This is a genomic window from Eggerthella sp. 1_3_56FAA (assembly GCF_000185625.1).
Taxonomy (GTDB): Bacteria; Actinomycetota; Coriobacteriia; order Coriobacteriales; family Eggerthellaceae; genus Eggerthella; species Eggerthella lenta.
Genome location: NZ_GL622581.1, coordinates 606,240 through 632,913, shown reverse-complemented (window position 1 = coordinate 632,913; position 26,674 = coordinate 606,240). Strand labels below are relative to the sequence as shown.

Sequence of the window (26,674 nt, the reverse complement as noted above, 5' to 3'; positions counted from 1 at the left end):
AAAACGGGTAACAATTGCGCGAACGTATCGGGCAAATGAGGGATAATACCCCAAAAGACGAAGCCGAAAGGGCACCATGACCGAACAGAACCAAGACGGAACGCAGCGTATCTTCATTAGCGAAGTGCAGCGTCATCAGGCACGATACAGGAAACTCATCCAGTTCACCCATTCGTCCACCAAGGCGGCCGGCGCCATGCTGCTGGCGGCTGTCGTGGCTCTCATCGTGGCGAACACGGGCGCGTACGAGGCGTTCTTGGAATTCTGGCATACCGAGGCGGGCTTCTTCTTCGGCGACGCGTTCGCGGGCATGTCGCTGGCGCATGTGATCAACGACATATTCATGGCCGTGTTTTTCCTGCTGGTGGGCTTGGAGGTGAAGTACGAGCTGACGGTGGGCGAGCTGACGAACATCCGCCAGGCTCTGCTGCCCATCATGGCGGCCATCGGCGGCGTGCTGGCGCCTATCGGCATCTACCTGGCGTTCAACGCGACGAATCCCGAAACCGTGCAAGGCTGGGGCGTCCCCACCGCCACCGACATCGCGTTCGCGCTGGGTATCCTGGCTTTGTTGGGCAACCGCGTTCCCAGCGGCGTGCGCGTGTTTTTGAGCACGCTGGCTGTGGCCGACGATATCATCGCCATCCTGGTGATCGCCGTCTTCTACGGCCACAGCCCGTCGATGTTCTGGCTGGGCATGGCCGCCGCCGTGCTGGTGGTGCTGGTGCTGATGAATCGCAGCCACATCTACTCGTTGGTGCCGTATCTGCTGGTGGGTGCCGTGCTGTGGTACTGCGTGTTCATGTCGGGCGTTCACTCCACCATCGCGGGCGTGTTGCTGGCGTTCGTTATCCCGTCGGGGTCGCGCGTTAATCTCGAGAGCTTCATTTCGTGGTCGGGCGACAAGGTTCGTCAGGCGCGCGACGCGTTCCAGCCCGAGACGCCCGTCATCGCGCAGGGCGACTACATCAAGACCGTAGCGGATCTCAGCCAGGTGACGCGCCAGGTTGTGCCGCCGGCGACTCGTCTCGAGCACAAGCTGTATCCGTGGGTGTACTTCGGCATCCTGCCCTTGTTCGCTTTGACCAATGCCGATGTCAGCTTCACGGGTATGGACATCGGCTCCATGCTTACGGATCCGGTGCTGTACGGTGTCATGCTGGGCCTGTTGGTGGGCAAGCCGCTCGGCATCATGCTGATGAGCTTTGCGATCGTCAAGAGCAAGCTGGCCTCGCTGCCCGAGAACGTGAACTGGTTCCATATGCTGGGAGCCAGCATCTTGGGAGGCGTCGGCTTCACCATGGCCATCTTCGTGGCGAATCTTGCTTATACCGACGAGATGCACATCGCCACGGCGAAGCTGGCCATTCTGGCGGCCTCGCTGCTTGCCGGCGTGCTGGGCTTCGTGTTCCTGCTGCTGCAGGCGAAGGCTGCGCAGAAGCGCGGCGTGGCGTACGTTTCGGCTTCGAGCGACGACGTGGCTCGTCAGACTGCCGGCAGCGAGGTTGCGCGCGAGTCGGAGGAGCTGCTGCGCGGCATCGAGGATCATCCCGCCATCAAGAGCGAGCTCGAGGCGGCGAAGAAGCGCGGCGGCGTGTTCGAGATCGTCGTGGATCTAGGGCCGACCGGTCTTTTGGGCGGCGGCTCCATCGGGGACGTGCGCGAAGCGGTGCGCAACGAGGTGGTGCGTGTGCTGAAAGAGGAGGGCAAGGACGACCTGCTTGAAAAAGTGCAGGAGGATTTCAACGACGAAGGAAAGCCTCCGCTGCTCAGCGTGGAGGAGGCTCTTCTGCGCGAGGGCGGCGAGGAAGCGCTGCGCCGCGCCCTGCACCACGAGGAAGAGGACGTGGAGGGCGTGTCGGGCGATACCGACTCTCGAAACGAACGGTGATCGTGCCGTTGCGCTATACTTTTTAACCTTGATGAACTGCGTTGCGAAGGAGCGATATGGAAGCTGCCGCTATCGTGTTGGCCGCAGGTGCGGGCACCCGGATGAAGTCCAAAAAGCCGAAGGTCGCTCATGAGGTGTTGGGCAAGCCGCTTGTCCGCTGGGTGGTGGACGCGGCGCGCGAGGCGGGCGTCCAGCGTGTGGTGTCCGTGGTGGGGCACGCGCGCGAGCAGGTGGAGCCGCTGGTGGCCGACACGCAGACTGTGGTGCAGACGGAGCAGAACGGCACGGCGGGCGCCGTGGCCGTGTGCAAGGACGCTCTAGCCGATTTCGACGGCTCGCTGGTGGTGCTGTCGGGCGACTGCCCGCTGATCACGGCCGATACCATCGCGCGCCTTGCGGCCGTGCGCGAGGAGAACGACGCGGCCGTGGTGGTGCTCACGATGCAGCTGGACGACCCGTTCGGCTACGGGCGCATCGTGCGCGACGAGCAGGGCGCGGTGGCGCGTATCGTGGAGCAGAAGGACGCCACGCCCGAGGAGGCGGCCATCTGCGAGTGCAATTCCGGGTTCTACTGCTTCGATGCGCGGGCGCTGTTCGACGCGCTCGGGCAGGTGGGCAACGATAACGCGCAAGGCGAGTTCTACCTCACCGACGTGCTGGAGATCTGTCGCAACGCTGGCCGTCCCGTGTTGGCATTGGCCTGCGACGACCCTGCCGAGTGCCTGGGCGTGAACTCGCGCATCCAGCTGGCCGAGGCCACGAAGCTGGCCCAGCGTCGCATCAACCGTGCGCATATGGCGGCCGGCGTGACCATGATCGACCCCGAGCTGGTATGGATCGGTCCGGACGTGGCCATCGCGCAGGACGTGGAGCTGCTGCCCAACGTCACGCTCATGGGCGCCACCAGCATCGGCGAGGACAGCGTCATCGGCCCCGACTCGCGCCTGACCGACACGACGGTGGGCTGCGGCTGCGTCGTGGACGAGACGGTGGCCGTAGAAGCGCAGATCGACGACGGCGCCACATGCGGTCCGCGCGCGTACCTGCGTCCGGCGGCGCATCTGTGCGAGGGCGCGAAGGCCGGCACCCACGTGGAGATCAAGAAGTCCACGGTGGGGAAGGGCTCGAAGGTGCCGCACCTGTCCTACATCGGCGATACGACCATCGGCGAAGATGTGAACGTCGGTGCCGGGTCCATCACCTGCAACTACGACGGCAAGAAGAAGCACGCCACCACCATCGGCGACGGCGCGTTCATCGGCAGCGACACCATGATGGTGGCGCCGGTGAACATCGGCGCAGGCGCGATCATCGGCGCGGGCTCCTGCATCACCAAGGACGTGGCGCCCGACGCGCTGGCTCTGACGCGCCCGGAACAACGGGAAATCCCCGGGTGGGCCGCGAAGAAGCGCGAGCGGCAGGAGTAAGCATCTTGTCATCCTTCGACTCCGGCCTACAGCCTGCGCTCAGGATGACAAGTCTAGGCGTCGCCCATGATCGGGAAGGCGAAGCTTTCCTACAACGTCGCTTTCAGCAGCGCCAACGCGTCGGCCGGGGCGAGCGCGGCGACGGGGGCGTGCTTGATGAGCGCCTCGTCGTTGGTAACGAGGTACGTCGCGTCCGCCCGTTGCGCAGCGGCCACCACCAGGTTGTCCTCGAGGTCGTTGTGGATGCTGCGGAGGTTGCACGCCGTCCAGAGATCCGATTCGTCCGCGCCCACGGCGGTGGCCTGTTTTCGCATGCTGTTCACGCATCCCCACGCGGTTTCGGTTGCCGTTACCGCGTCGCTTTGGGTGAGCGATCCCTTCTCTGCGCGAGCGATGCGCTTGAACGTCGAGACGGCAACGTAAAACACGTCTTTCACGATGGCAGCGGGGTAAAGAAGAGGGAATTCGTACTCGAAAGCGAATACGATGAGGTCGATCGCCTCTTTGCCTCCCGCACGATCAGGGAGGAAATAGTCGAGCCAGACGTTCGTGTCGATGAGGAGGGAGGGCCGTTGGCTAACCATCGAGGCCTCGCTCCCGCAAGCGTTCCATCAAGGCGTACTCGCGCATCTCGGCGTACGACGCGTTCTTCGTCCACTCCGAAGGCTCGATCCCAGCTCGTTCGTACGCGTCGGCAACGATATTCGCGCTTTTGAGAGCGACGGCCCGCCTTCGCGCGCGCTCTTCCTCGGCTTCGCGTTTCTCCGCTTCGTCTTCGGTGTCGAACAGGCTTTGTATGATCTGCGGGTTATGCGAATTGCGGGCGGCGAAGTCCCACAGCTTGCGGACGGCTTGCGACGGCGTCATCCCGGCCTTCTCCAGCGCCGCATCGCCGCGCTCCTTGAGCGAGCGGCTGATGCGCGTGTTCATCTGCGCCATTTCCGTCGACATAACAAACCTCCCTTCGACAATGCTATGCCATATAGTATAGCAACTATATAAATGTATAGCAACAAAGTCTGATCGTGTGCCAGCAAAGAGGGGTTTCGTACGCTTTCAAGACGTTTTACCTGATCAACACCCTTACTCATCCATTATTGGTGGCGTTCGTCACCCATAAATATCCTTGCTTGCCGCACGTTTTCACGAACTACGGACGTTTTCCGTCCGTCCGTCGCGCCGTAAGGTGAAGTCGCTCGAAGCCGAGAGGAGGAATCGGCAGGGCGTTATCAGACGAGCGAAACGGGGGACATCATGAAACAAGACGACCAGCGCGCCGACGCGACCCAGGCTGACGCTGCCAATCGGCGCGCCGACGCGAACCGGGCTGATGCCGTTGCCGATGAGCGAAACTTCGACGACGCGGTCGAAGCCGTCGTCAAGCGCCTCGAGGCGAACCGCGCGAACACGCTGGCGCTGTGCGCGTGCCTTGCCATCTGCGAGACGCGCATGCCCTATCGCGAGGCCGAGGCGCTCATCGGCCAGCGTCCCGAGCTGAACCTCAGCACGCAGAACGCCCACGCGCTGCTGCGCATCATGATCGATTGCGGAGGCGTGGAAACCGAGGAGGTTCCCGAGCCGGCGTGCGAGCCGGGCGACGACAAGCAGGATCAGCCCGTCGACTACACGGTGCGGACCACCGAGGCGGGCAGGGCGGCGCTGGCGCAGTTCGAGCCGACGAAGCGGTTCGGCCGCATGCTGCAAGACGAACCTGCCGGCTACGCCCAGGCATACGCCATCGTGCTCGCCCTGTGCGAGGACGGCGCGACGAAGGCCGCCATCGAGCAGGCGCTTGAGGGCAACCCCGCGCTGAGCAACCCGAAGCAGGTATTCCCCAGCTACTTCATCTCCAAGCTGGAGACCGTGGGCGGTCTTACATGGGACGGTTCGTGGAAAGCCACGGAAGCCGGCCGGCAGATGCTGGCCCTGGTCGGGTAAAGCGCTGCCCGATCGCCGCCCGCGCAACGGGCGCTCCCATCTGAGATAGCAAGCAAACAAGAAAGCGAAGACGAGAAGAAGGAGGGAACATGACACAGCCTACCATCACGCGACGCAGTTTCGTGAAGTCGGCGGCGGCGCTGGGCGCCGCATGCGGTCTGGGCGTTGCCGTGAGCGACGACCTCGTGCACGTCGATCCGGCGCATGCCGATACGGGCGGCGACGTGAAGATCGTGAAGACGGCCTGCCGCGCCTGCATCGCAAGCTGCGCCGTGCTGGCGCATGTGAAGAACGGTCGCGTCATCAAGATCGAGGGCAATCCCGAAAGCCCTATGAGCCAGGGCGGCCTGTGCGCGAAGGGCATGGCCGGCATCCAGGCGCTGTACCATCCCAACCGCAACAAGTACCCCATGCGCCGCGTGGGCGAGCGCGGCCAGAACCAGTGGGAGCGCATCACCTGGGACGAGGCCATCACCGAGATCGCCACGAAGCTCATCGAGATCGACGAGAAGTACGGCTCGGAATGCGTGGCCGTGTCCACCGGCGGTGGCGGCAACCCGCACTTCAGCAACGTGAAGCGCTTCGGCGAGGCCATCAACACGCCCAACGTGTGGGAGCCTGGCTGCGCGCAGTGCTACCTGCCACGCATGGGCGCCTCGCAGCTGTCGAACGGCATGGGCAAGCCGAACAACCTGTCCTTCAGCGACTCCAATGGTTGGGACTACTACTTCACCGACTCGCCGGTGGACTCCCTCGTGCTGTGGGGCACCGACCCGGCCAACAGCTCGGTTGCCACGGGCGGCCGCGCGCTGGCCGAGCTGCGCGCCCGCGAGCAGGGCTTGAAGACCGTGGTCATCGACCCGCGCATGACGATGGACGCCGCCAAGGCCGACGTGTGGCTGCCTATCCGCCCCGGCACCGACGCCGCGCTGCTCATGGCGTGGACGAAGTGGATCATCGACAACGAGAAGTACGACGAGGACTTCTGCACGAACTGGACCAACATGCCCTACCTCGTGAACCCCGAGACGCGCCTGACCCTCAAGCCCACCGAATGCGGCCTCGAAGGCACCGACGCCGATTACGTCATCTGGGATCCGGCGCAGGGCAAGCCCGTCGTGCTGGAGTACCCCATGAACGAGGGCGTCACCCCGCCGCTGTTCGGCACGTACGAGATCGACGGGAAGCAGTACCCCACGGGCGGCCAGCTGCTCAAGGAGAGCGTGGAGGAGTTCACGCTGGCGAAGGCGGCCGAGATCTGCTGGCTCGACGAGGGCCAGATCGAGAAGGCGCTGGAGATCTACACGACGGGCCAGTCCGGCATCATGCAGGGCGTGCCCATCGACCAATACGAGCAGTCGCAGCAGTGCGCGCTCGGCGCCCTCAACCTCGAGTACCTCATGGGCAACGTGCAGAAGCCCGGCGCCATGCTGCAAAGCTTCAAAGCCTGCCCGGCGCGCGATCAGATCCCCAACACGCCGCGCTTCCTCAAGAAGGAGAAGATGCTCAAGCGCTTGGGCGTGCAGGAGCACAAGGGCCTGCTGGACTGGGATATGGCGTTCATTCCCGCGGTGTTCAAGGCCATGAAGGACGGCGATCCCTACCAGATCCACGCATGGTTCGAGCGCTCCGGCAACAAGCACGTGGTGCTGGGCAACGCCACGTGCCTCGACGAGATCGTCCCGAACCTCGACTTCGTCTGCCACATCTTCATGTACCCGACGGCGTTCTCCGTGCTGTGTGCCGACATGCTGCTTCCCTCCGCGGAGTGGCTGGAAACCAACCTGGTCATCCCGCAGCTGAACGCCATCGTCATCCGCCAGGCGGTCACCCACCTGTTCGAGACGGTGGAGGAGGGCCTCATCTGGACGCAGATCGTGCAGAAGATGGCCGAGATGGGCAACGTGCATGCGCAGGAGGCCTTCACGGCCGAGGGCACGAACGGCATCCCGATGTACAAGAACGAGTACGAGAAGCAGAAGCTGCACCTCAACAACCTGAAGATGAGCTGGGAGGAAGCGGCCGAGAAGGGCGTGTTCGAGTGGTGCACCGAAGAGGAGTACCGCACGTACTACGGCTATAAGGCGGTTGACGAGGCCACCGGCAAAGCCAAGGGCTTCGGGACGCCTTCCAAGAAGTGCGAGGTGTACTGCGAGTCCAATACCATCCTGGGCCGCACGGGCTTCCCCTGGTCGCAGTGCTTCGAGGAGAAGAACCTGGTGCTGGAGCCGGCGTCGAAGGACTACGAGCCGCTGTGCTACTACAAGGAGCCGGCCGAAAGCCCGCTCACGGACACCGAGTACCCGCTGGTGCTGACCGAGGGCCGTCTGCCCATGTACCACCACGGCACGCTACGCAACATCCCGTATCTGCGCGAGATCTACCCCGTGCCCGAGATGTGGATCCATCCCGACGACGCGGCGACCTACGGCGTGGAGGACGGCCAGTGGTGCACCATCGCCAGCCGCCGCGGCGAGACGCACGGCAAGGCGCGCGTTACCACGGCCATCGCCAAGGGCGTCATCTACCAGGAGCGCTTCTGGGCGCCCGAGCTGCTGGACACCGACCCCGAGCGCGCTTACCGCGTGATGAACATCAACGTGCTGACCAAGAACGACGAGCCGTACAACCCCGAGTACGGCACCTATACCCTGCGCGGCTTCCAGGTGAAGGTCACGCCTGACGCCGCTGCTCCGGAAGGCGTGTGGACCGAGCCCGAGCAGTTCGAGCCCTGGATGCCGCAGCCGAGCGATCCTACCGAGGAGGTGTTCGATTATGGCGCATAACTGCATCGTGGTGAACCTCGATCGCTGCACGGGCTGCTATTCCTGCGAGATCACGTGCAAGATGGAGAACGACATCGCCCTGGGCGAGCATTGGAACAAGATGCTGCAGCGCGGGCCCTTCGGCGACTACCCGAACATGACGCGCTACCCGCTGCCCACCATGTGCCAGCAGTGCGCCGATGCCCCGTGCGTGCACGTGTGCCCCACCGGCGCCAGCTACCGCGATGGCAACAACGTGGTGCTCATCGACCGCGAGAAGTGCATCGGCTGCAAGTACTGCATGATGGCCTGCCCCTACGGCGTGCGCGATTGGAACAAGGCGTCCAAGACGGTGGAGAAGTGCACGCTGTGCGGCCACCTGACGGCGAACGGCGAGCTTCCCGCGTGCGTGAAGAGCTGCAGCGCCGGCGCCCGTTTCTACGGCGACTTGGACGATCCGAACTCCGACGTGTCCAAGGAGCTGGCGAAGTACGATGCGGCGGACATCCACGAGCTGCCGAACGTGGGCAACAACCCCTGCACGAAGTACATCATGACCAGCATGCACGGCGAGTGGATGGAAGGGGCTGAGTAGCATGGACATCCAATGGTCCCTCGTTCTGTTCACGGCGATCGCCAGCTGCGGCACATGGGTGTCGGTCGGCGTGGCCGTTGACGAGCTGCGTGGATTGACGCAGCGCACCAACCTGGTGGCTTCCGTTCTGGCGCTCGTGCTGGCCGTCGTGGGCGGCATCGCGTCGGTCACGCACCTGTCGCACCCCGACCGCATCATGGCCGTGCTGAGCCATCCCACGGCGGGCATCTTCCTGGAAGCGCTGCTCATCGGTCTGTTCATCGCGGCGGTGGCCGTGTACGTGATCCTGCTGAAGCGCGATGCGTCGGCCGGAGCCCGCAAAGCGGTTGCCGTGCTGGCCGCCGTCATCGGCATCGTGTTCAGCTTCGCCAGCGGCTACTCCTACATGATGGAGGCGCGCACCACGTGGAACACCATCACGCTGCCGTTGGGCTATCTGGGCTTCGGCGCGGCGAGCGGCTTGAGCCTGTACCTGCTGCTGGTCGCCTGCAAGAAAGAGAGCGCCGAGGCCGTGAAGCTGGCCGGCTTGGAAACCGTGATCGGCGGCGTTCTGGCGCTCGTGTCCGGTTTGGCCTTCGGCTTCGCGTCCGGCGCGGCGACGGGCGATGCCGCGGCCATCTTCTGGGTCGCACTCGTGTGCGGCGGTCTCGCGCCCCTCGTGTGCGGATGGCTGGCGCGCAGCAAGCCCGCGTCGGCCGTGACCATGGCGACCGTCGCGTTCGCCGGCGGCATCATCGGATCCATCGCGTTCCGCGCCGTCATGTGGATGGTGGGCACCGCGGTGGCCAACTACTTCGGCATCGTCCTGTAGACGATGCCGGCGGGGAAGGGGCCGTCCTGCGCGCGTGCGGAGGACGGCCCCCGACCGGGCCGCTCGATCAAGCCATACGCAACCCCCCCCTCCCCTCATGCGTATGGCTCGATCGGTCGACAACGGAACCGGTAACCAACGGGGAATGCAAGGAGAGCACCATGGAACAGCATGATCGCGAAGAGCTTGCCGAGGTGAACGCCGCGCGCAAGGGCTTTTACGAATTCCTGGCAAGCATGTACAAGCTGGAACTGACCGACGAGCAGATAGGGACGCTGACGAAGCAGGACCTGCCGACGGATGCCGAGTACGTGGGCGCGGGATACGCGACGGTGAAGGAGTACCTGCGCCATCGCGATTCGGGCACGCGCCAGGAGCTTGCCGTGGACTACGCGCGCGTGTTCTTGTGCGCGGGCATGTACGAGCAGCTGATGGCGCCGCCGTACGAGTCGGTGTACACGAGCGAGGAGCACCTGCTCATGCAGGATGCGCGCGATTCCGCGGTGGCGTTCTACCTGGGCGAGGAGCTGGGCCTGCCGGCCGACAACACCACGCCGGAGGATCATCTGTCGTTCGAGTTCCAGTTCATGGCGAAGCTGATCGAGCGCGCGGGCGCGGCGCTCGATGCTGGCGACGAGGCGCGCTACGCCGAGCTGTGCGCGAAGCAACGCGCGTTCTTCGACGAGCACCTGGCCAACTGGGTGCCGCGTTTGTGCGCTGACGTGCGCGCGTACGCGCAAACCGCGTTCTATCGGGGCGTCGCCGACATCACCGAGGGCTTTCTGCAGTTGGAAGACCAGATGATCGGCCAGAGCGCCCAGGCGGCGTAAGCCATGGCCGCGTACACGCGACGGGCGTTCGCAGGGTTCTGCGGCGCAGCGGCCGTATTCGCCGCGTTCGGCGGGGCGGTGAAGGCGGCCGACGGCGCGTCCGAAACCGCGCTCGTGCGGCCGCCGGGGGCGCAGGACGAGCTGCATCTGCTGGCCTCGTGCGTGAAGTGCGACCGCTGCCGCAGCGTGTGCCACACCGGGGTGATCGGCGTGGCGGAGGTTGGCGACGGCTTTCTACGCGCCCGCACGCCCAAGCTGAACTTCCATCGGGGAAGCTGCGACTTCTGCGGCGACTGCCAGCGCGTATGCCCCACGGGAGCCATCGGGGCGTTCGACCCGGAGGCCGACAAGATGGGCATGGCGGTGGTGCAGAAGGACCGCTGCGTGGCCTACTACCAGGGGTGCGTCGAGTGCCAGAAGGCCTGCCCGTTCGAGGCGATCGCGCTTGATGGAGACGGCCATCCCGTGGTGGACGCCGACCGATGCAACGGCTGCGGCGTGTGCGAGGACGTGTGCCCGGCGCTTGTGTACCGCAGCTTCTCGGGCGGCACGCGGCGCGGCATCGTGGTGGTGAGTCCCAGCGCGTACGCGCGACTGGGGAAGACGGTGGTGGAGGACGAGAGCGAGATGAGCGCGTGATGAAACGGAACTCCAAACTGCTGCGCACGCTGTCCGTCTTGGCGGTGATTGCGCTCGTGTGCCTGGGGCTGGCCCTGCACACCGGTACGGGCACGCCGTCGGCCTGGGGCATCTACGACATCGCGGCCATCTGTCCGCTCGGCGCGGCGGAGGCGGCGCTGGCCAGCAAGACCGTGGTGCCGCCGATGCTCATCGCGCTGGCCATCGGTATTGCGCTGGTGGTGCTGTTCGGCCGTGCGTTCTGCGCCTGGGGCTGCCCGATCCCCCTGCTGAGGCGTATCTTCGGCTTGAAGGAGCCGAAGCGCAAGCGTCGTGCGTCCGATGCGCTCGACGTGCCCGCCGCCCAGCGCGGCGGCGCGGCCGATTCGCGCAACTGGGTGCTGGGCGGCGCGCTGCTGTCCACGGCGGTGTTCGGGTTCCCGGTGTTCTGTCTCATCTGCCCGGTGGGCCTCACGTTCGCCACGCTCATCGCGGTGTGGCGCTTGTTCCAGTTCAACGAGGTGGCCCTGTCGTTGCTGGTGTTTCCGGCCATGCTCGCCCTGGAGGTGCTGGTGCTGCGCAAGTGGTGCAGCCGCTTCTGCCCGCTGGGCGCGCTGTTGTCGCTGGTGTCGCGGCTGAACAAGACGTTTCGTCCCGTCAGCAACGAGGCGACGTGTTTGCGCTCGTCCAAAGGCGAGCCCTGCCATCAGTGCGCCGACGTGTGTCCCGAGGGCATCGACCTGCACGACGCATCCGGCTCGGCGCCGATGCACGAGTGCACGAAATGCCGTGCGTGCGCCGACGCATGCCCGATGCATGCCATCTCGTTTCCGTTTCTTCCGAAACGCGTCGGCGAGGACGGCGACGGGGTCGAAGCGGGGGAGGACGAGCGGGTGTTAGAATAGGCCTTTGCGGTACGGGGAGCGCGGGCTGTTGCGAGGCCGCGTAAAGGGGAGGAACATGATGCGTGAGATGAAGGCTGGCGAAGAGCGGGATCGCGCGCGGTTTTCGGCGACGCGGCTGCTCGAGGACCTGGACGAGCAGTGGCCCAGCATGAAGTTCCTGGGCTTCGGAGCTTATTACGCGTGGATTTTCCTCAGCTACAACAGCGACGTGCTGTTCGGCTGGTCGGGGGCTTCCGTCGGGGGCAACGCCATGTCGGTGATGTACCTGGCTTCCACGACGGCGCTGGGCCTCGTGCTCATCGTGGCCGGGGCGTTCCAGAAGGTCACGGCGCGCATCGTGGAGTCGCGGCTGTCGGTGACGGTGCTGGCGGGAATGGCGACGCTGGCCACGCTGGTGGTGGCCTGGTCGGCGCCTGCCCAGGCCGGCGAGGCGCTGTACGTGGCGGGTTGCTCGCTCACCGGGGTGGGCACCGCGTTCGTCGCCTTGCGCCTGGGTTCGGTGTACAGCACGGTGGGCGCGCGCCAAGCTTTCATGTACACGGCGGGGTCGTTCATCTTCGCGGGCATGCTGTACTTCGTCTGCATCGGGCTGCCCCAGCCGGTGGGGCTGCTGATGGCGGCCAGCTTGCCGCTTCTGGCGGTGGTGTTCACCATGGCCGCGGTGCGCGCGCCGAGCGAGCCGGCGGAGGACGTCGTTCCCGTGCGCGAGCTTCCGCGCGGCTACTTCATCCGCCTCGTGGTGGCGGTGTCGGTGTTCTCGGTGATCGCGGGCGTGATCAAGGGGTTCATGGCGCTGCAGCAGCCGCTGTCGGCGGCCACGGACCAGGGCGTGATCATCGTGTTTGCCACGGCGTGCGCGGCCGTGCTGCTGTTCGTGCTGGTGGGGCTGCTGGTGCGCGAGTTCGACATCAGCCAGCTGTACTATCCCATCATCATCCTCACGTGTTTGGGCAACCTCGTGGTGCCGTTGTTCGGCGGCCTGGGCGTCATCCAGGTCGAGCTTGTGAGCATCGCGTACAACCTGTTCATCCTCATGGTGTGGTGCCTGCTGGCCAACGTGGCGAACCGCACCGACCTGTCGTACGTGCGCGTGTTCGGGTGGGGCCGCGGCGCGTCGGCGGCGGGCACCACCGTGGGCTGGTTCGCCGGGGCGTCGCTGGCGCCCGTGCTGGTGGAGAACCCCAGCAACATGGTGGCGCTTGCCATGGGCATGGTGTTCGTGCTGCTGGTGGTGTCGATGGTCATCCTCAACGAGCGCACCATCGGCATGGCGCTCAGGAAGACCCGCAACGCCCAGACCGACCAGGGGACGGGCGATTTCTTCCCTAGCGGCAGGGGGCCGGAGGGCGCTGGGGGCGCCAGCGACGGCGACGGCGCGCCGCGCGAGGGCGCCTGGACGAAAAGCTGCAACGCGCTGGCCGAGCAGGCGGGCCTGTCGCTGCGCGAGCGCGACGTGCTGTTCCTGCTGGGGAAGGGCTATACCATCGAGTACATCGCAGGCGAGTTGGGCATCTCGTTCAACACGGCGAAAAGCCACATCCGCAACGTCTACGCGAAGGCGGGCGTGCATTCCAAGCAGGAGCTGCAAAGCCTCATCGAGGACGGGAAGATCGTGCGCTGAGCGTTCTCCGTCCGGAGTTGGGCGCTTGCCTCTTGTCAGACCTTGCGGTCAATCTGCGAAGATGCCGAAGTTCACCCTGTGCGTGCGCGACGCGTGCGGATACAATAGTGCCGATGAGACAGGGGGCGACGGCTGCGCGGTGCGGCGGCCCTGAGGGTGAAGCGAAGGAGCGCGCACATGACGGAAGTGCAGAAGAGCATGGCCTTGTTCTCGGGGTCGGTCAACCCCGAGCTTGCCGAGGAGATCGCGAAGGATCTGAACGTGTCGCTCGGCAACGTCAAGCTTGAGAAGTTCGCCAACGGCGAGATCTACGCGCGCTACCAGGAAAGCGTGCGCGGCGCGGACGTGTTCCTGGTCCAATCGGTGTGCAGCGGCGCGGGCTACGACGTGAATGACGCGCTCATGGAGTTGCTCATCATGGTGGACGCCGCCAAGCGCGCCTCGGCCCGCTCGGTGTCGGCGGTGGTGGCCCATTACGGCTACGCGCGCCAGGATCGCAAGGCCGCCCCGCGCGAGCCTATCACCGCCAAGCTCGTGGCCGATCTCATGGCCGCGTCGGGCGTGGACAACGTCATCACCATCGACCTGCACCAGGACGCCATCCAGGGTTTCTTCGACTTGCCGGTGAACCATATGACCGCCATGCCCATCTTCGTCGACTACTTCCAGAGCATGGGCTTGGACAAGGACAAGCTGTGCGTCGTGTCGCCCGACGTGGGCCGCGCGAAGGCCGCGAAGAAGTTCTCCACCATGCTGGACTGCGACATCGCCATCATGCACAAGGACCGCCCGAAGCACAACCAGGCCGAGATCACGGCGCTCATCGGCAACGTGCACGGCAAGGTGTGCATCCTGAACGACGACATGATCGACACGGCCGGCTCGCTGGTTGCCGCCGCCACCACGCTCAAGGCGAAGGGCGCCGAGAAGGTGTACGCGTGCGCGACGCACGGCCTGTTCAGCGGCCCGGCGTACGAGCGCATCGCGAACTCGTCCATCGAGGAAGTGGTGGTGACGAACGCTGTGCCCGTGCCGCTGGAGCGCCAGACCGGCAAGGTGAAGGTGCTGTCCGTGGGCCCGCTGTTCGCGAAGACCATCAGCAACGTCTACAACAACGGCTCCGTTGCCTCGCTGTTCGAGTAGGGTCCGATGTTTTTGATCGTTGGCCTGGGAAATCCGGGCGAGGAGTACGAGCATACGCGGCACAACGCCGGGTTCGACGCCGTGGACCTGATCGCCGAGGAGGTGGGCGCGCGCTACTGGAAGACGGAATGCGGCGCGCTGACCACCAAAGGCGTGTATCGCGATCACGACCTGGTGCTGGCCAAGCCGCAAAGCTACATGAACACGTCGGGCGGTCCGGTGAAGCAGCTGATGAACGCGTACGGCGTGGATGCTGAGCACCTGATCGTCGTGCATGACGAGCTGGACATCGACCCCGGTACCGTGCGCGTGAAGTTCGGCGGCGGGCACGCGGGGCACAACGGCCTGCGCTCTATCTGCGACAAGCTGGGAACGCGCGACTGGCATCGCGTGCGCGTGGGCATCGGGCGCCCGCCGGGACGCATGCCCGTGGTGGACTGGGTGCTGTCGAAGCCGAAGAAGGACGCGGCCGACGACTTCGCCCAAGCCACCGACCGCGGCGCACAAGCGGCGTTGTCCTTGGTGCAGGTAGGGTTGGAGAAGACCCAGCAAGCGTTCAACTAGCGCGCACCCGTCGAAAGTGGCGGGTGCGTTTTCATTTCACCGTTACGAGTAATTCCACGAGGACGATGACGGTGAGGAATAGCAGCAAACCGCCGATGGCGCGCGCCTGCTGTTTGTCGGCTCCGGTGCGTTTCTCGAGGTCGCTCGTTCCGGGATGGAAGTTCACGAGCGAGAGGCCCTTGCCCGTGATCAGCATGTATAGGGCGGGTGAGAGTAGGGAGAGCCGATCCGGGCCGCTTGCTCCGTAGTGCAGGGGGACGCTATCCGGCAGAAACGGCTGGGCGAGCGCGGTCAGCACAACCGGCAGGATGGCCAGCACAGCCAGCAGCGCAACGCGTCCGTGCCTGCTGCTTGTTTGAGTTTTGGCGCTATGCGCTTTGGTGTCCATTGCGCATGTCGAGCTCCGCGATCTCTTTCTGAACTTGGTCGATGAAAGCTTGTCGATTGTGGACATCGAATTTGCGGTAGATATGCGTGATATGCGTTTTGACGGTGCCATCGGACAAGCAGAATACCTCGCAAATATAAGGACGGCTTCTGCCTTGAGCCAAAAGGAGGAATACCTCGCTTTCGCGGGAGGAAAGATTGTGCCGCTTCGCGATTTCCAGATGGTATTTCGTCAGGGTTTCGCTGACGCGTTGCTCTATCGAGGGTTCGTTGCGCTCTGTTGGCTCGCTTGCGCTTGTCGAACGATCGCCTTGAAGCTCCGCTGCGCCTTCGCAAGATGACAAAGAGAGCGAGCGCTCGATTTCCATGGGGCGCGTGCTCATGGGACGTATGGCGGCTACCATCACGAGGAAGATGGCTACGGCCATCAGGATTCTGATATCGACATGAGCTTCCTGAACGAGGAGCAGCCATGGTACAGCGACTAAGCCGAAAGCTGAATCGCTTATTCCTTGGAACAGCCAGGCCGGCGCCGATGCCGAGCGGATGGCGGTGATGATCATGGTTCCCGAGAGCAGGTGCCCGAACAACTCTACGGTCAGGTAGAGCCAGTCGAACACGGGATCTGCGATCCGTGCGAAAACGTACTCATTCTGAAGAACGTAGATGAGAAAGCCTCCGGCTAGGACAAGGAACGCAGGCTGGTATCGAACAAGCATCTGATTATTGCTGTTGCGAAGCAGGGTGAGGTATGCGCAAGCAGTCAAAGCGAGGGCGACTGTGAGGTAGCCTGCCGGAGTTGAGACGGGCGATCCCAAATGGTTGCTTCCCCAGAGTCCAAGATGGCTGGTGCCTCTCAGAGCCGCCAGTATCAACGATACGGCTACTAGCAGAAACACGAGGTCGTACATACCTTTTTTCGTCAAAAGTGGGCGAGAGCGGTATGCTTCGAGATAGCGTGATGTGCCGAAGCGCTTGAGCGCCTCCAGGCACGCGAAGGAGACCCAAGGCAGAATCGAAGCAAAAACCACTTGTGCCGACGAGGTCAGAGCCGTGCTTAACTCCGAGCCGACGATCGTTTTGAGAATCAAGCTCGCTGATAAGGCTCCTATTGCCATGACGAGGCGTTTCGTTTTTGCGAGTTCGCAATATATGAGCAAAGTCGTCGCGTAGTATCCGGCGCCGCAGCAGACGAGTCCCAGAAGCGCGATGATCTCCGACGGTAGCGCCGTTTGCAGGTAGGCGAAGCCGTATAGTCCTGTTCCAAGGAAAGCGGCTGTCGGAGCCGCCTTTGTCAGCACCTGCGTTTTTCTTTGTGGAGCTCTCGCTAAAAGCACGGATCCTATGGCGCAGAGGGTGAATCCTACGAGAAAGAAAAGACGGGCATTTCCCAGCTGTTGAATAATCGACGAAGACGGTGCGAATCCGAATCCGTGCCCCAAGAGGTCGGCCCATACTATCACGGCAGTCAATCCGATCGAAGATATGACGGAGACGGCTGCATCCGAACGAACAGCTTCGTCATCGAGCGAATAGGGCGTGACGTTCTTCATGGGCGCCTTTCTGCATTCCAGAGAGATTTGGAAGCCTGATTTCATTCGAACGACCAACCGTTGACCGTTTATCGCGTCGCGTCCGATTCAGGCCTTACGCTAGCGCGCGAAAACGCGTGCCGCTCTTCTTGGTCGTGCCTGGTTCGAGACGGTGCAGTTTCTGGTTCGATCCACTATAGAACATCGAGGTTCTCGCGGTAAGCGCGCAGATAGCGATATTGTCTCGCATAGTGCGTCCGGGACGAAAATCATCCGGTTCGGGGATGCGTTTCAACCTCGTTCGGACAGTTTGTCGGATGAACGGGCTCGGGAGGAAGGGTAAAAGTGGAAGCGGCAGGTTGCGGAAGCGAGCCTTGCCGTCTGTCGAGGCGCTGGCTTCGGCAGGCTAGCGATCGATGCAGAAAGGGATGAGATATGGAGGGGGAATGCGCGATGACGAATGAGAATCAGCAGGGAACCAAGACAACGCGCCGCAATTTCTTGAAGGGGGCAGGTCTGGCTTTGGCCGGGGCTACCGCTTTCGGTCTTGCGGGGTGCGCCAGCGGGGAAGCCGATTCGGCTTCTTCCAATGAGAAATGGGACGGAGAGTACGACGTCATAGTGGCGGGTGCCGGCATTGCGGGGCTTACTGCTGCGATAACGGTGGCGGACGAGGGTGACGGGGCTTCCTGTCTTGTCGTGGAAAAGGACTCGCTTCCGAACGGGAACAGCCCGTTCTGCGCGGGTTGGCAGCTGTATTTCGACGAAACCGACGGCCCGATGAACTACTTGGGACACCTTATAGGGGAAAGCACTCCGGAAGCAACCATCAGGGCGTTCGTGGAAGAATCGAAGGAAAACCTGAACTGGATTTTGGGTTTGGGGGCTAAGGAAGAGTGGCTGAACATCTACGAACCCGACCCATCGGGGGAGGAGACGAACGAATACGCCGAGTACCCCGACGACAACACGGTGGGCTTCCTTCTCTTCAAAACGGAGGGCGATCAGCCCCATCATATCCATGAGTTCTTGTTTTCCGAAATGAAGAAGCGCAACGACACGATAGAGTACAAGGCTTCCACGCCTTTGGAGTCGCTTGTTCGCGATGCCTCAACGGGCGAAGTGACGGGCGTTGTGGCGGGCGGCAAATCGTACCGTGCGAAGCGAGGCGTCATCATGTGCACGGGGGGCTTCGAAAGCGACCCGGATATGCTTCGCGACTATACGGGCGTCAAAGGCTATCCGTATGCAGGCAAGGCGAACACTGGCGACGGGCATCGTATCTGCATGAAAGCGGGTGCCGACTTCTGGCATATGCACGGAGGCGCCCAATACTGGCTCTCTTTGCGCAACATAGAGAACACCCGGTTCGTTTCGACGTTGTACTCGTTTACGGTGAAGCAGCACGGCATCACCGTCGGCGTGAACGGACGAAGGTTCTACCAGGACTTCGACGCATGCAGCAATTTCAAAAAATATGCGCTGCCCGATACCGACATAACTCGCAACGTCGGCTACCGACACGGCATCACGCAGTTCGGTGGAGATATGGCGCACCTTCCCTTGCCGGAAAAGGGTTGGTTCGTATTCGATCAGGCGGGTCTTGACGCGGGTGCGTGTCCGGAAGAGACTTCGACCGATCCCGTCGGTGACGGATGGGCGGTTTCAGCGGACACTCTCGAGGAGCTTGCCAAGGTTATCGAAGTTCCCGAAGACGAGCTGCTGAAAACGGTCAAGCAATGGAACGAGTTTGTGGACAAGGGAGAGGATCTCGCTTTCTACCGTCCTTCTGACACGCTCACCGGTTTGAACCAGCCTCCTTACTACGCGATGCTTTGCGTCCCTGCACTGCTCAATACCGATGGCGGTCCGGTTCGCAACGAAAAGGGCGAGATTCTCGACCCGTTCGGGCAGGCTATTCCGGGATTGTATTCTGCCGGTGAGTTCGGCTCGATTTGGGGCCATCTGTACCAAGGAGGTGGAAACGTGGGGGAGTGCGGTGCGTTCGGGAGGATATCGGCTAGAAGCGCACTCGCTCGTTCGTAGCGATAGGCGTTTCCGGAGTCGATTGCTTTCGGGTTGTTCGCTAAGATGATCCGATGGCCGCACGCATGTCTTTCAAGCGACCCGTCCAAGGAGGAGCCTCGTGCGCTTTAGCGATTTTGCATCGCGAAGCGCGAGAGGCTCCTCCTGCGTTCGCGCATATTTGGGATATACTGGAATGCGCTGGTGGGAAACGGAGGGTAGGCGACATGCGGGCATGAAACGAGTGAAGAGCGAGCGGATGGGCGTGTACGCGCTGTTCGCCATCGTCGTGCTGGCGTCGGCGTCGGGGAACCTCTCGCAGACTGCGGTCAACGCCATGCTGGGCGACATCATGCTGCAGTTCGGCCTGACGGTGGACTTGGGACAATGGCTGACTACCAGCTACATGCTGGTGCTGGGCATCACCGTTCCGGTGGCCACGTTCCTCTCGCGACGCTTCTCGGTGCGCCAGCACGTGTTCATCGCGCTTGCGTTCTTCCTGGTGGGGGCGCTGGCCGACCTGTTCGCTCCCAACTTCGGCGTGCTGCTGGCGGGCCGCGTGTTCCAGGCTATCTCCACGGGCATGCTCATGCCCCTCATGCAGACCATCGCCATGACGCGCTTCCCGCGCGGTCGTCAGGCCACGGCCATGGGCGTGGCAGGCATCGCGATGGGCTTCGCGCCGAACATCGGTCCCACCATCGGCGGGGCGATGAGCTTCTCGCTGGGATGGCGCAGCTTCTTCGTGCTGCTCGTGGTCATCATGTTGGCGCTTGCCGCTGCGGCGGCCGTCGCCATCAAACCCTCGGCGGCTCCCGACAAGAGCGCGCGCCTCGACGTGGTGTCGCTCGCGCAGTCGACGCTCGGGTTCGGCGGGCTGCTGCTGGCGTTCTCGAACGCGAGCAGCTTCTCGTTCGAAAGCCCGTTCATCTGGGCTCCGCTTGTGCTGGGCGCGCTGTTCCTCGTGCTGTTCGTGCGGCGGCAGAAGCGGGTGGACGACCCGCTGATCAGCATGGATATCTTCTCATCGCGCCAGTATCGCGCGGGCTTCATTGCGCAGAACCTGCTGAACGCCTCCTTCATGGGCGTGACGCTGATCGTGCCGCTGTACGTGGAAGGGCTGTGCGGCGGAACCGCGCTCGAAGCCGGGGTTGTGCTGCTGCCCGGCACCGTGGCCGCGCTCGTGCTGAACCCGCTGGCGGGCGTGCTCACCGACAAAGTGGGGGTGCGTCCCGTCGCGCTCGTGTCGGGCGCGTTTCTGGCGACCGGCGCGGTGCTCATGTCGTTTCTCGATGCGGACACGCCGTTGTATGTGACCACGTTGTGCCAGGCCGTGCGTGCGGTGGGCGTGTCGGGGCTGGTGGGGCCGCTCACGTCGTGGAGCCTCGCGCAGCTGCCGCGGCCTATCGTGGCCGACGGCTCGTCGTTCTGCATCTCGGCCCGCCAAGCGTGCGCGTCGCTGGGCACGTCGGTCATGGTGTTCCTCATCGCGGTGGCAGGCGCGTCTGCGGCGGGGCTCGCGAACCCCGCGCTGGCCTACCAGCTGGCCTTCGGCTTCTCCGCCGTCATGGCCGTGGCCACCCTGGGCTTCATCGTGGCGAAGGTACGCTAGCTGCGAAACATGCGCGATCGCAGCGAGCGGAGCCGTGCGCGGCCCATCATCGCCCGAAAAACACGTCTCAGGTGCGAAAACCGTGTTTTACGGGCGATGATGCGTTGTCTCGCTTTGCATAAGGCTGGGGAAGGTGAGCGTCTTTCGCCATGTCGTTCGCGCGCCGCGTCCGTCACGAATCGGCGCGGAACGCGCTCCTTCAGATCGCAAGCGCGACTTCGCGCCATAGGAGCGATCAGTACGCCAGCGGGGTGTCCTCGAGGCCGTATTGGGCGAGGCGCTGGGCATCGAAGATGCGGATGCGCGTGCGCGTGCGCTCGATGACGCCCTCGTTCTCCAGCGCCGCCACGATCTTCGTGCAGGTGGTAATGTGGATGGACAGCAGCTCGGACAGCTGTTGCAGCGTCAGCTTGCACTCGATGTCGTACACGCCGTGCTCGTCGCATTCCTGCGTGGCGCACAGCTTCTGCAGCCACATGATCATGCGCTTCGTCGACGATTGGTAGCCCGTGTTGCTGATGCGGTGTCCCATCTGCGCGAACGACATGTGGCACACGTTGATGAACTCGTAGAACAGCTCGGGGTCGTCCTGGCTCAGCTCGTAGAGCTGGCGCTGCGTGAACGCGAACAGCACGGTGTTCTGCGCGGCGATGAAGCGCGCTTTGTAGCGGCCGATGGACGCGTAGTCGTTGTACTCGGCGGAGAAGGCGTTGCCCGCGTTGCGCCAGTACAGCGGCGCCACCTCGCCCGATTCCTGCTCGAACGTGGCCACGATCTGGCCTTCGTCGATGTAGTAATAGTACAAGTCGTCGATGGTCTTGGCGCTCGTGCGGATGTACTCGCCCTTGAAGAGCTTTTTCTTCTTCCCCTGCGAAATGTAGTCGGCGATCTTCAGCCGGCGGAACGGCTGGTTCGGTATCAGGATGGATCGATACTCTTGCTCGGTTGCCATGGTTCCCTCTCCCTGCGGCTCGGCCAGCCGCGCTGCATGGTGAATCCCCAGGACAATACTATCACTTGTGGGGGTTTGCCGTCAACGCCGAAGAGCGTGTGTCGTGTGTCAAAGGGACGGGCGATTTGACACACATGCCGCTCGTCACCGACAAGGTTGAGGTGTGTCAAGTCGCCCGTCCCTTTGACGTGCTTAAACCTGGCGTACGCCAGAAACCGATGATGCCGCTGCCAGCCGCGCGGGAGGGCGAAATACGGAAATCGGTTGTTGCGGGCGCTTCTGGAAGAGGCCCTCGGTCCCGCGTAGAGTTCGCACCAGGAGATGTGCGAGCCGAAACGGCCGCGCCAGGGAGAAAGGACGAGGGGATGACAAGGTACGGAATGGCCATCGACCTGCGCCGATGCGCAGGATGCGGCGCATGCGTGGTGGCGTGCCAGATGCAGAACAACCAGCGGCCGGGGGTGTCGTGGAACAACCTGGACGTGTACGAATGGGGCACGCAGGCAGGGGAGAGCGGTCGGGCGTACGTGCCGAACGCGTGCGTGCAGTGCGAGAAGCCCGCGTGTGTGGACGCCTGCCCCACGGGAGCCAGCGTGCGGCGCGACGACGGCATCACCGTCATCGACTACGAGAAGTGCATCGCGTGCGGGCTGTGCCTGGCGGCGTGCCCGTACGGCGCGCGCAAGCTCAACCGCACGAGCGAGAACATGTTCGGCGCCGACGTGCCCGCGCCCTACGAGTCCTACGGCGTGCAGCGCGAGCTGGTGGCCGAGAAGTGCATCTTCTGCGAGGCCCGGCTGGCCGAGGGCAAGCAGCCGGCATGCGTGGTGAACTGCCCGGGCCGCGCGCGCTACTTCGGCGACCTGGACGACCCGGAGAGCCCGGTGTCGAAGTTCATCGCCGGCGACGAGGCGGTGCTGCGCGTGGACGAGACTTCGTTCTACTACCGCCCGGTCGATGGCATGCCGCTTGACGTGCTGCCGTCCAACGCGCTGGCCTCGTCGAAGAAGGGAAGGTAGGGGGATACTATGAGCGAGTATATCAATGTTTCGCGCCGCACGTTCCTCAAGGGGACGGCGGCCGTTGCGGGTGCCGCGCTGGCCGGTGGGGCGTACGAGATCGTGCATCCCGAAGGGGCCGTTGCGGAAGAGGCGCCCATCGAGGTGAAGAACACCTATTGCGACATGTGCAACCACGTGCCGAAGTGCGGCATCGCCGCGTCGGTGAAGGACGGCAAGGTGGTGCGCGTGGAGGCGCGCGACAAGTACCCGGCCGACCCCATTTGCGCGAAGGGCATTTCCAGCTTGCAGGAGTTGTACGATCCGCATCGCATCACGTATCCCATGGTGCGCACGAACCCGAAGGGCACGGGTGCGCCCGAATGGGAGCCCATCTCCTGGGACGACGCGTACGCGCGCATCGCCAGCGAGCTCAACCGCATCAAAGAAGAGAGCGGTCCCGAAGCGGTGCTGTTCTACTGCGGCGACCCGAAGGAGCCGCGCGGCGCTATGCAGCGCCTGGCCACGCTGTTCGGCTCGCCCACGTACGGCACAGAAAGCTCCACCTGCGCGGCGGCCACGTGGATCTGCTCGCAGCTGGTGACCGGCCAGCTGACCATGGGTTCCGATCCTACCGACGCCACGGCCAGCTGCCTGGTGTGGTCGCTCAACCCGGCATGGTCGCAGCCCTACCGTTTCGGCGACATGATGAAGCAGAAGGAGCGCGGCTGCAAGTTCGTCGTCGTCGACCCGCGCATCACGCCCACGGTGACCGGCTTGGCCGACGTGCATCTGCAGCTGCGCCCCGGCACCGACGGCGCGCTTGCGCTCGGGTTCATCCACGTCATGCTGCGCGACGGTCTGTACGACAAGGACTTCGTGGAGAAGTGGACGCACGGCTTCGACGAGCTGTCCGGTTACGTGCAGGAGTTCACGCCCGAGCGCGTGGAGGAGATCACCTGGGTTCCCGCTGCGAAGCTCGAGGAGGCCGTGCGCATCATCTGCGAGAACGCGCCCGCGACGCTGGTGTCCAGCTCGGCCGGCGCGTGCCACGCCACCAACGTGGGCAACTTCCAGCGCGCGGTGTACTCGATCATCGCGCTGACGGGCGATTTGGACGTGGCGGGCGGCCTGGCCATGGGGCCGGGGCTGCCGTTCGATTACTCGGCGTCCACTGCGGCGTTTCGACTCGAGGACATGTACGCCGAGAAGGGCCTGCAGGATATCCGCTACGACAAGGATGACTTCCCGGTGTGGGCGCACTATTTCAAGATGATCCAGACCGCGCACCTGCCCGAGCTGGTGGCCGACGGCAAGATCCGCGCCGGCGTGCTGCTGGGCGTGAACTCCATGATGTGGCCGCAGACGCCTGAGTACCAGAGGGCCATTAAGGACATGGAGTTCACCGTGGCCATCGACTACTATATGCGTCCTTGGACGCACGACCTGGTGGACATGCTGCTGCCGGCCGCCATGTGCTACGAGCGCATGGCCCCGCCAGCCATCTTCGGCCGCAAGATCTTCCATCGCGACCCGGTGGTGAAGCCGATGGGCCAGTGCCGCGAGGATTGGCAGATCATCCTGGAGATCGGCTGCGCGCTGGGCTTCGAGGAGGAGTGCTACGGCGGCAGCGTGGAGGCGGCGCTCGACGATATGTACCGGGGTGCGGGCATCGACATCTCGCTGGAGCTGCTGCGGGAGCATCCCGAGGGTTACGAGGTGCCGGGCGGCTCGAAGGACGAGAAGAAGTACGAGACCGGCGGCCTGCGCAAGGACGGCCAGCCCGGCTTCAACACGCCGACGGGCAAGATCGAGCTGGTGAGCGAGATTCTGAAGCAGTACGGCTTCGAGGGGCTGCCGGTGTACGAGGAGCCGGTGCATAGCCCGGTGAGCACGCCCGACGAGGCGAAGGACTACTCGCTGGTGCTGAACAGCGGCTCGCGCGTGCCGTACTACACCCACTCGAAGCTGCGCGATCTGCCGTGGCTCAACCAGTTCATGCCCGACCCGGTGGTGCGCCTGCACCCCGACGACGCCGAGGCGCGCGGCATCACGGACGGCGCGCAGGTGCGCGTGTTCAACCAGTTCGGTGAAGTGACGATGAAAGCCGAGATCACGAACCTCGTGCTGCCCGGTGTCGTGGACGTCTTCCACGGTTGGCACCAGGCCGATATCAACTTGCTGACCACGCGCGACTTCGACCCCATCACCGGATTCCCTCCCTTCCGATCCGGCTTGTGCGAGGTCGAGCGTACGGGCAAGGGCAAGATCACCGTATAGCGCGGCGATCTTGAGGAGGGGCGTTCCGTTTCGGGGCGTCCCTCCTACGCCGCGTGCCGCCTGCAACGACGGCGGGGTGTTTCATGTGAAGCGTACTCGGATGGCAGGGGTCCTTCTGCCAGCCTCCCGCTCGTGCAGCTCGAGTAGAAAAATCGAGCTTCTCTGCAACTTTTTCGACTTCGTGGCAGGTTGAGGAAGCCGCCGAAAGCGCCGACCAGGGGTTTTCCAAGAGCTTCTCGATTGGTTGCAGTCGATCGATCATCCGGAAGATCGTTTTCGACCCTGAAGCCTGCCACGAAGTCGAAAAAGTTGCAGAGGGGTCCTTGAAATCGGTTCGAGCCTCGCGACGCGAAATGATGCGAGGCTGTGCTTGCGCAGATGAATGGGTGCGTACTGCGCCGACGCCCTTTGCGTCCGCGGATCCCGCGCAGGCGCAGGGGAGGAGGGCGCCGGCCGTAGCGTTCGAAGAGCAAAGCGCGAGCTCGACCCCGCCCTCACTTCTTCTTGGTGCGCGGCGACCGCACCAAGTGCGGCGGGATGTTTCACGTGAAACATCCGTTCTTGTTATCCCGTTCGATGCTGAGCAAGGGGGTTTGGGTTCCGGTTCGCTTTCTTGGGGTGACGGGTTGGCGGGCGCGCTCGTCGACGCATCGGCCTCGGCGCTGTCCGCCCTCTACCTGTGCGCGGCGCTGCCCGCCGTCAGCGCCGTCGTCTGCCCGGTGATCAAGCGGTAGGCGCGTATGCTAGCTTGCCGTGCGGGCGAGGTCGGCTTTCGTCATGTCGTCGGGCAGGCCCGCCTGCGGCATAGCGAGGGTGCCGGCTTTCTCGCGGCGGTGCATATCCCACAGCATGAGGGCCGCGACCACGATGAACGCGCTGCCGCCGACGATGCCCACGGGCATGGGTCCCACGAAGGGGTTGCCGCCCGTGAGCGAGAACATGATACCCGCGCTGACGAACGCGTTGATCGCACCGTGGCCGACAGCCGCCGCCAAGCAGCTGCCCGTGCGCACAGTGACGTAGGTGAGGAAGATTCCAAGCGCCGTGCAGAACACGCACATGGCAGCGATGCCGGCGAATGGCCAGCCGGGATACCCCACGCCGTAGTTGTGCCCGATGATGGTGAGCGGCGCGTGCCACAAACCCCAGATCACGCCCGTGACCAGCAGCGTCGGCACGATGCGCAGGCGCGCAGCCGTCTTCGGCACCAGGTAGCCGCGCCAGCCCCACTCCTCGCCGAACGTGGGGTTATAGGCAAGAAAGTGTGTCCGTTTTAGGGGTGTAAGGGCAGGTCAAACCCTCGATAAACCATCGTTTAAATTTCGGAGGCAGGTTTAAGTGCCTGGCAAGAATGTGTGTCCGCTTTCGACTTGACACCGCAGGTCAGAGGCCGTAAACCGCCCTCTTAAATTCCGTGGTTCAATCACGGGATGAAGAAGATACTGTGCCCTGCGTGCGGGGGCGACACGAAACGCAACGGGAAGACCTCGTCGGGGGCGACTCGTTGGCGCTGCAAGGCATGCGGCGCATCCACCACGCAACGTTACGACAACGAGCCTAAACTGCTAGAGCTGTTCCTGAGGTGGCTGCTCTCGAAAAAGACCCAAGGCGAGTTCGGCATGCCCGGACGCACCTTCCGGCATCTCACGAATAAGTTCTGGGACCTGTGGCCCGTGGCTCCTGTCTGTGACGAGGTCCACCACGTGGTGGAGGTGGATGGCCTTTGGCTGGGGCGCGACGTCGTGATTATGATCGCCTGCACCGAGAAGCACGTGATCGG

At 63.8% G+C, this 26,674-nt stretch carries 22 protein-coding genes and 2 pseudogenes; 18 read left to right on the top strand and 6 right to left on the bottom strand.

The genetic code is table 11. The features are described 5' to 3' along the window. Window positions 1–76 precede the first annotated feature (76 nt). Together nhaA and glmU are read left to right on the top strand one after the other, a co-directional pair. Window positions 77–1,891 (top strand): Na+/H+ antiporter NhaA, encoded by a 1,815-nt coding sequence (nhaA, locus tag HMPREF1023_RS13005; RefSeq protein WP_009306887.1) that lies wholly within the window; start codon window positions 77–79, stop codon window positions 1,889–1,891. A 56-nt stretch (window positions 1,892–1,947) separates the two neighbouring features. Further along, a complete protein-coding gene (gene glmU / locus HMPREF1023_RS13000) occupies window positions 1,948–3,318 on the top strand; it encodes a bifunctional UDP-N-acetylglucosamine diphosphorylase/glucosamine-1-phosphate N-acetyltransferase GlmU (RefSeq protein WP_009306886.1) in 1,371 nt (456 codons plus the stop codon). An 89-nt stretch (window positions 3,319–3,407) separates the two neighbouring features. Here the strand turns inward: glmU and HMPREF1023_RS12995 are convergent, their stop codons facing one another. Further along, entirely contained in the window at window positions 3,408–3,902 is a 495-nt protein-coding gene (locus HMPREF1023_RS12995) for a type II toxin-antitoxin system VapC family toxin (protein ID WP_009306885.1), read from the bottom strand. Further along, window positions 3,895–4,269: a type II toxin-antitoxin system RelB/DinJ family antitoxin gene (locus tag HMPREF1023_RS12990; protein ID WP_009306884.1), complete on the bottom strand. Its 375-nt coding sequence runs from the start codon at window positions 4,267–4,269 to the stop codon at window positions 3,895–3,897. Before HMPREF1023_RS12990 ends, HMPREF1023_RS12995 begins: the two co-directional genes overlap by 8 nt. A 303-nt stretch (window positions 4,270–4,572) precedes the next feature. Here HMPREF1023_RS12990 and HMPREF1023_RS12985 point away from each other — a divergent pair, with 303 nt between their 5' ends. The 10 genes from HMPREF1023_RS12985 (at window position 4,573) to pth (ending at window position 15,108) form a co-directional block, all read left to right on the top strand. Then, window positions 4,573–5,256 (top strand): hypothetical protein, encoded by a 684-nt coding sequence (locus HMPREF1023_RS12985; RefSeq protein WP_009306883.1) that lies wholly within the window; start codon window positions 4,573–4,575, stop codon window positions 5,254–5,256. An 89-nt stretch (window positions 5,257–5,345) separates the two neighbouring features. Next, on the top strand, window positions 5,346–8,042 hold the full coding sequence (locus HMPREF1023_RS12980) for a molybdopterin-dependent oxidoreductase (protein ID WP_009306882.1): 2,697 nt from the start codon (window positions 5,346–5,348) through the stop codon (window positions 8,040–8,042). Continuing rightward, window positions 8,032–8,616 (top strand): 4Fe-4S dicluster domain-containing protein, encoded by a 585-nt coding sequence (locus HMPREF1023_RS12975; RefSeq protein WP_009306881.1) that lies wholly within the window; start codon window positions 8,032–8,034, stop codon window positions 8,614–8,616. Before HMPREF1023_RS12980 ends, HMPREF1023_RS12975 begins: the two co-directional genes overlap by 11 nt. Before the next feature lies 1 nt (window position 8,617). After that, entirely contained in the window at window positions 8,618–9,427 is an 810-nt protein-coding gene (locus HMPREF1023_RS12970) for a DmsC/YnfH family molybdoenzyme membrane anchor subunit (RefSeq protein ID WP_009306880.1), read from the top strand. 161 nt (window positions 9,428–9,588) lie between these two features. Then, window positions 9,589–10,257 carry a molecular chaperone gene (locus tag HMPREF1023_RS12965; protein WP_009306879.1) on the top strand — a complete coding sequence of 223 codons (669 nt, stop codon included), beginning with the start codon at window positions 9,589–9,591 and terminating at the stop codon, window positions 10,255–10,257. Between the two features lie 3 nt (window positions 10,258–10,260). Further along, window positions 10,261–10,896: a 4Fe-4S dicluster domain-containing protein gene (locus HMPREF1023_RS12960; RefSeq protein WP_009306878.1), complete on the top strand. Its 636-nt coding sequence runs from the start codon at window positions 10,261–10,263 to the stop codon at window positions 10,894–10,896. Continuing rightward, complete coding sequence (locus tag HMPREF1023_RS12955; RefSeq protein ID WP_009306877.1) at window positions 10,896–11,780, top strand: 4Fe-4S binding protein; 885 nt, start codon at window positions 10,896–10,898, stop codon at window positions 11,778–11,780. The genes HMPREF1023_RS12960 and HMPREF1023_RS12955 overlap by 1 nt, the downstream gene beginning before the upstream one ends. A 55-nt stretch (window positions 11,781–11,835) precedes the next feature. Continuing rightward, the gene (locus HMPREF1023_RS12950; RefSeq protein ID WP_232228725.1) at window positions 11,836–13,401 is read left to right on the top strand and encodes a helix-turn-helix transcriptional regulator; all 1,566 of its coding nucleotides are present in this window, start codon (window positions 11,836–11,838) and stop codon (window positions 13,399–13,401) included. Window positions 13,402–13,578: 177 nt separating this feature from the next. Then, window positions 13,579–14,544, top strand: coding sequence for a ribose-phosphate pyrophosphokinase (locus HMPREF1023_RS12945; RefSeq protein ID WP_009306875.1), 966 nt, complete (start codon window positions 13,579–13,581; stop codon window positions 14,542–14,544). A 6-nt stretch (window positions 14,545–14,550) separates the two neighbouring features. Beyond that, complete coding sequence (gene pth / locus HMPREF1023_RS12940; protein WP_009306874.1) at window positions 14,551–15,108, top strand: aminoacyl-tRNA hydrolase; 558 nt, start codon at window positions 14,551–14,553, stop codon at window positions 15,106–15,108. Window positions 15,109–15,139: 31 nt separating this feature from the next. Here the strand turns inward: pth and HMPREF1023_RS12935 are convergent, their stop codons facing one another. Continuing rightward, window positions 15,140–15,496, bottom strand: a complete 357-nt coding sequence (locus HMPREF1023_RS12935; protein WP_009306873.1) for a DUF1648 domain-containing protein — start codon at window positions 15,494–15,496, stop codon at window positions 15,140–15,142. Next, window positions 15,477–17,048 carry a LuxR C-terminal-related transcriptional regulator gene (locus tag HMPREF1023_RS12930; RefSeq protein ID WP_009306872.1) on the bottom strand — a complete coding sequence of 524 codons (1,572 nt, stop codon included), beginning with the start codon at window positions 17,046–17,048 and terminating at the stop codon, window positions 15,477–15,479. Before HMPREF1023_RS12930 ends, HMPREF1023_RS12935 begins: the two co-directional genes overlap by 20 nt. A gap of 432 nt (window positions 17,049–17,480) precedes the next feature. On the opposite strand from HMPREF1023_RS12930, the gene HMPREF1023_RS12925 reads away from it, so the two are divergent. Then, window positions 17,481–19,073 (top strand): FAD-dependent oxidoreductase, encoded by a 1,593-nt coding sequence (locus tag HMPREF1023_RS12925; RefSeq protein WP_015761391.1) that lies wholly within the window; start codon window positions 17,481–17,483, stop codon window positions 19,071–19,073. 214 nt (window positions 19,074–19,287) lie between these two features. Beyond that, a complete protein-coding gene (locus tag HMPREF1023_RS12920) occupies window positions 19,288–20,664 on the top strand; it encodes a DHA2 family efflux MFS transporter permease subunit (protein ID WP_009306870.1) in 1,377 nt (458 codons plus the stop codon). Between the two features lie 235 nt (window positions 20,665–20,899). Here HMPREF1023_RS12920 and HMPREF1023_RS12915 read toward each other — a convergent pair whose 3' ends face one another. Beyond that, the gene (locus HMPREF1023_RS12915; protein ID WP_009306869.1) at window positions 20,900–21,616 is read right to left on the bottom strand and encodes a Crp/Fnr family transcriptional regulator; all 717 of its coding nucleotides are present in this window, start codon (window positions 21,614–21,616) and stop codon (window positions 20,900–20,902) included. A gap of 365 nt (window positions 21,617–21,981) precedes the next feature. Here HMPREF1023_RS12915 and HMPREF1023_RS12910 point away from each other — a divergent pair, with 365 nt between their 5' ends. From HMPREF1023_RS12910 to HMPREF1023_RS12900, 3 genes are all read left to right on the top strand, one after another. Continuing rightward, window positions 21,982–22,635: a 4Fe-4S dicluster domain-containing protein gene (locus HMPREF1023_RS12910; protein WP_015761389.1), complete on the top strand. Its 654-nt coding sequence runs from the start codon at window positions 21,982–21,984 to the stop codon at window positions 22,633–22,635. A gap of 9 nt (window positions 22,636–22,644) precedes the next feature. Next, entirely contained in the window at window positions 22,645–24,894 is a 2,250-nt protein-coding gene (locus HMPREF1023_RS12905; RefSeq protein ID WP_009306867.1) for a molybdopterin-dependent oxidoreductase, read from the top strand. A gap of 593 nt (window positions 24,895–25,487) precedes the next feature. Next, window positions 25,488–25,628, top strand: a complete 141-nt coding sequence (locus HMPREF1023_RS12900) for a hypothetical protein (protein ID WP_226844200.1) — start codon at window positions 25,488–25,490, stop codon at window positions 25,626–25,628. Between the two features lie 9 nt (window positions 25,629–25,637). On the opposite strand, the pseudogene HMPREF1023_RS12895 reads toward HMPREF1023_RS12900, so the two are convergent. Beyond that, window positions 25,638–26,129 (bottom strand): annotated as a pseudogene (locus HMPREF1023_RS12895) (CPBP family intramembrane glutamic endopeptidase); the annotation flags it as partial. A gap of 195 nt (window positions 26,130–26,324) precedes the next feature. Between HMPREF1023_RS12895 and HMPREF1023_RS12890 the strand changes: the two are divergent. Then, a pseudogene (locus tag HMPREF1023_RS12890) lies at window positions 26,325–26,674 on the top strand (IS256 family transposase); the annotation flags it as partial.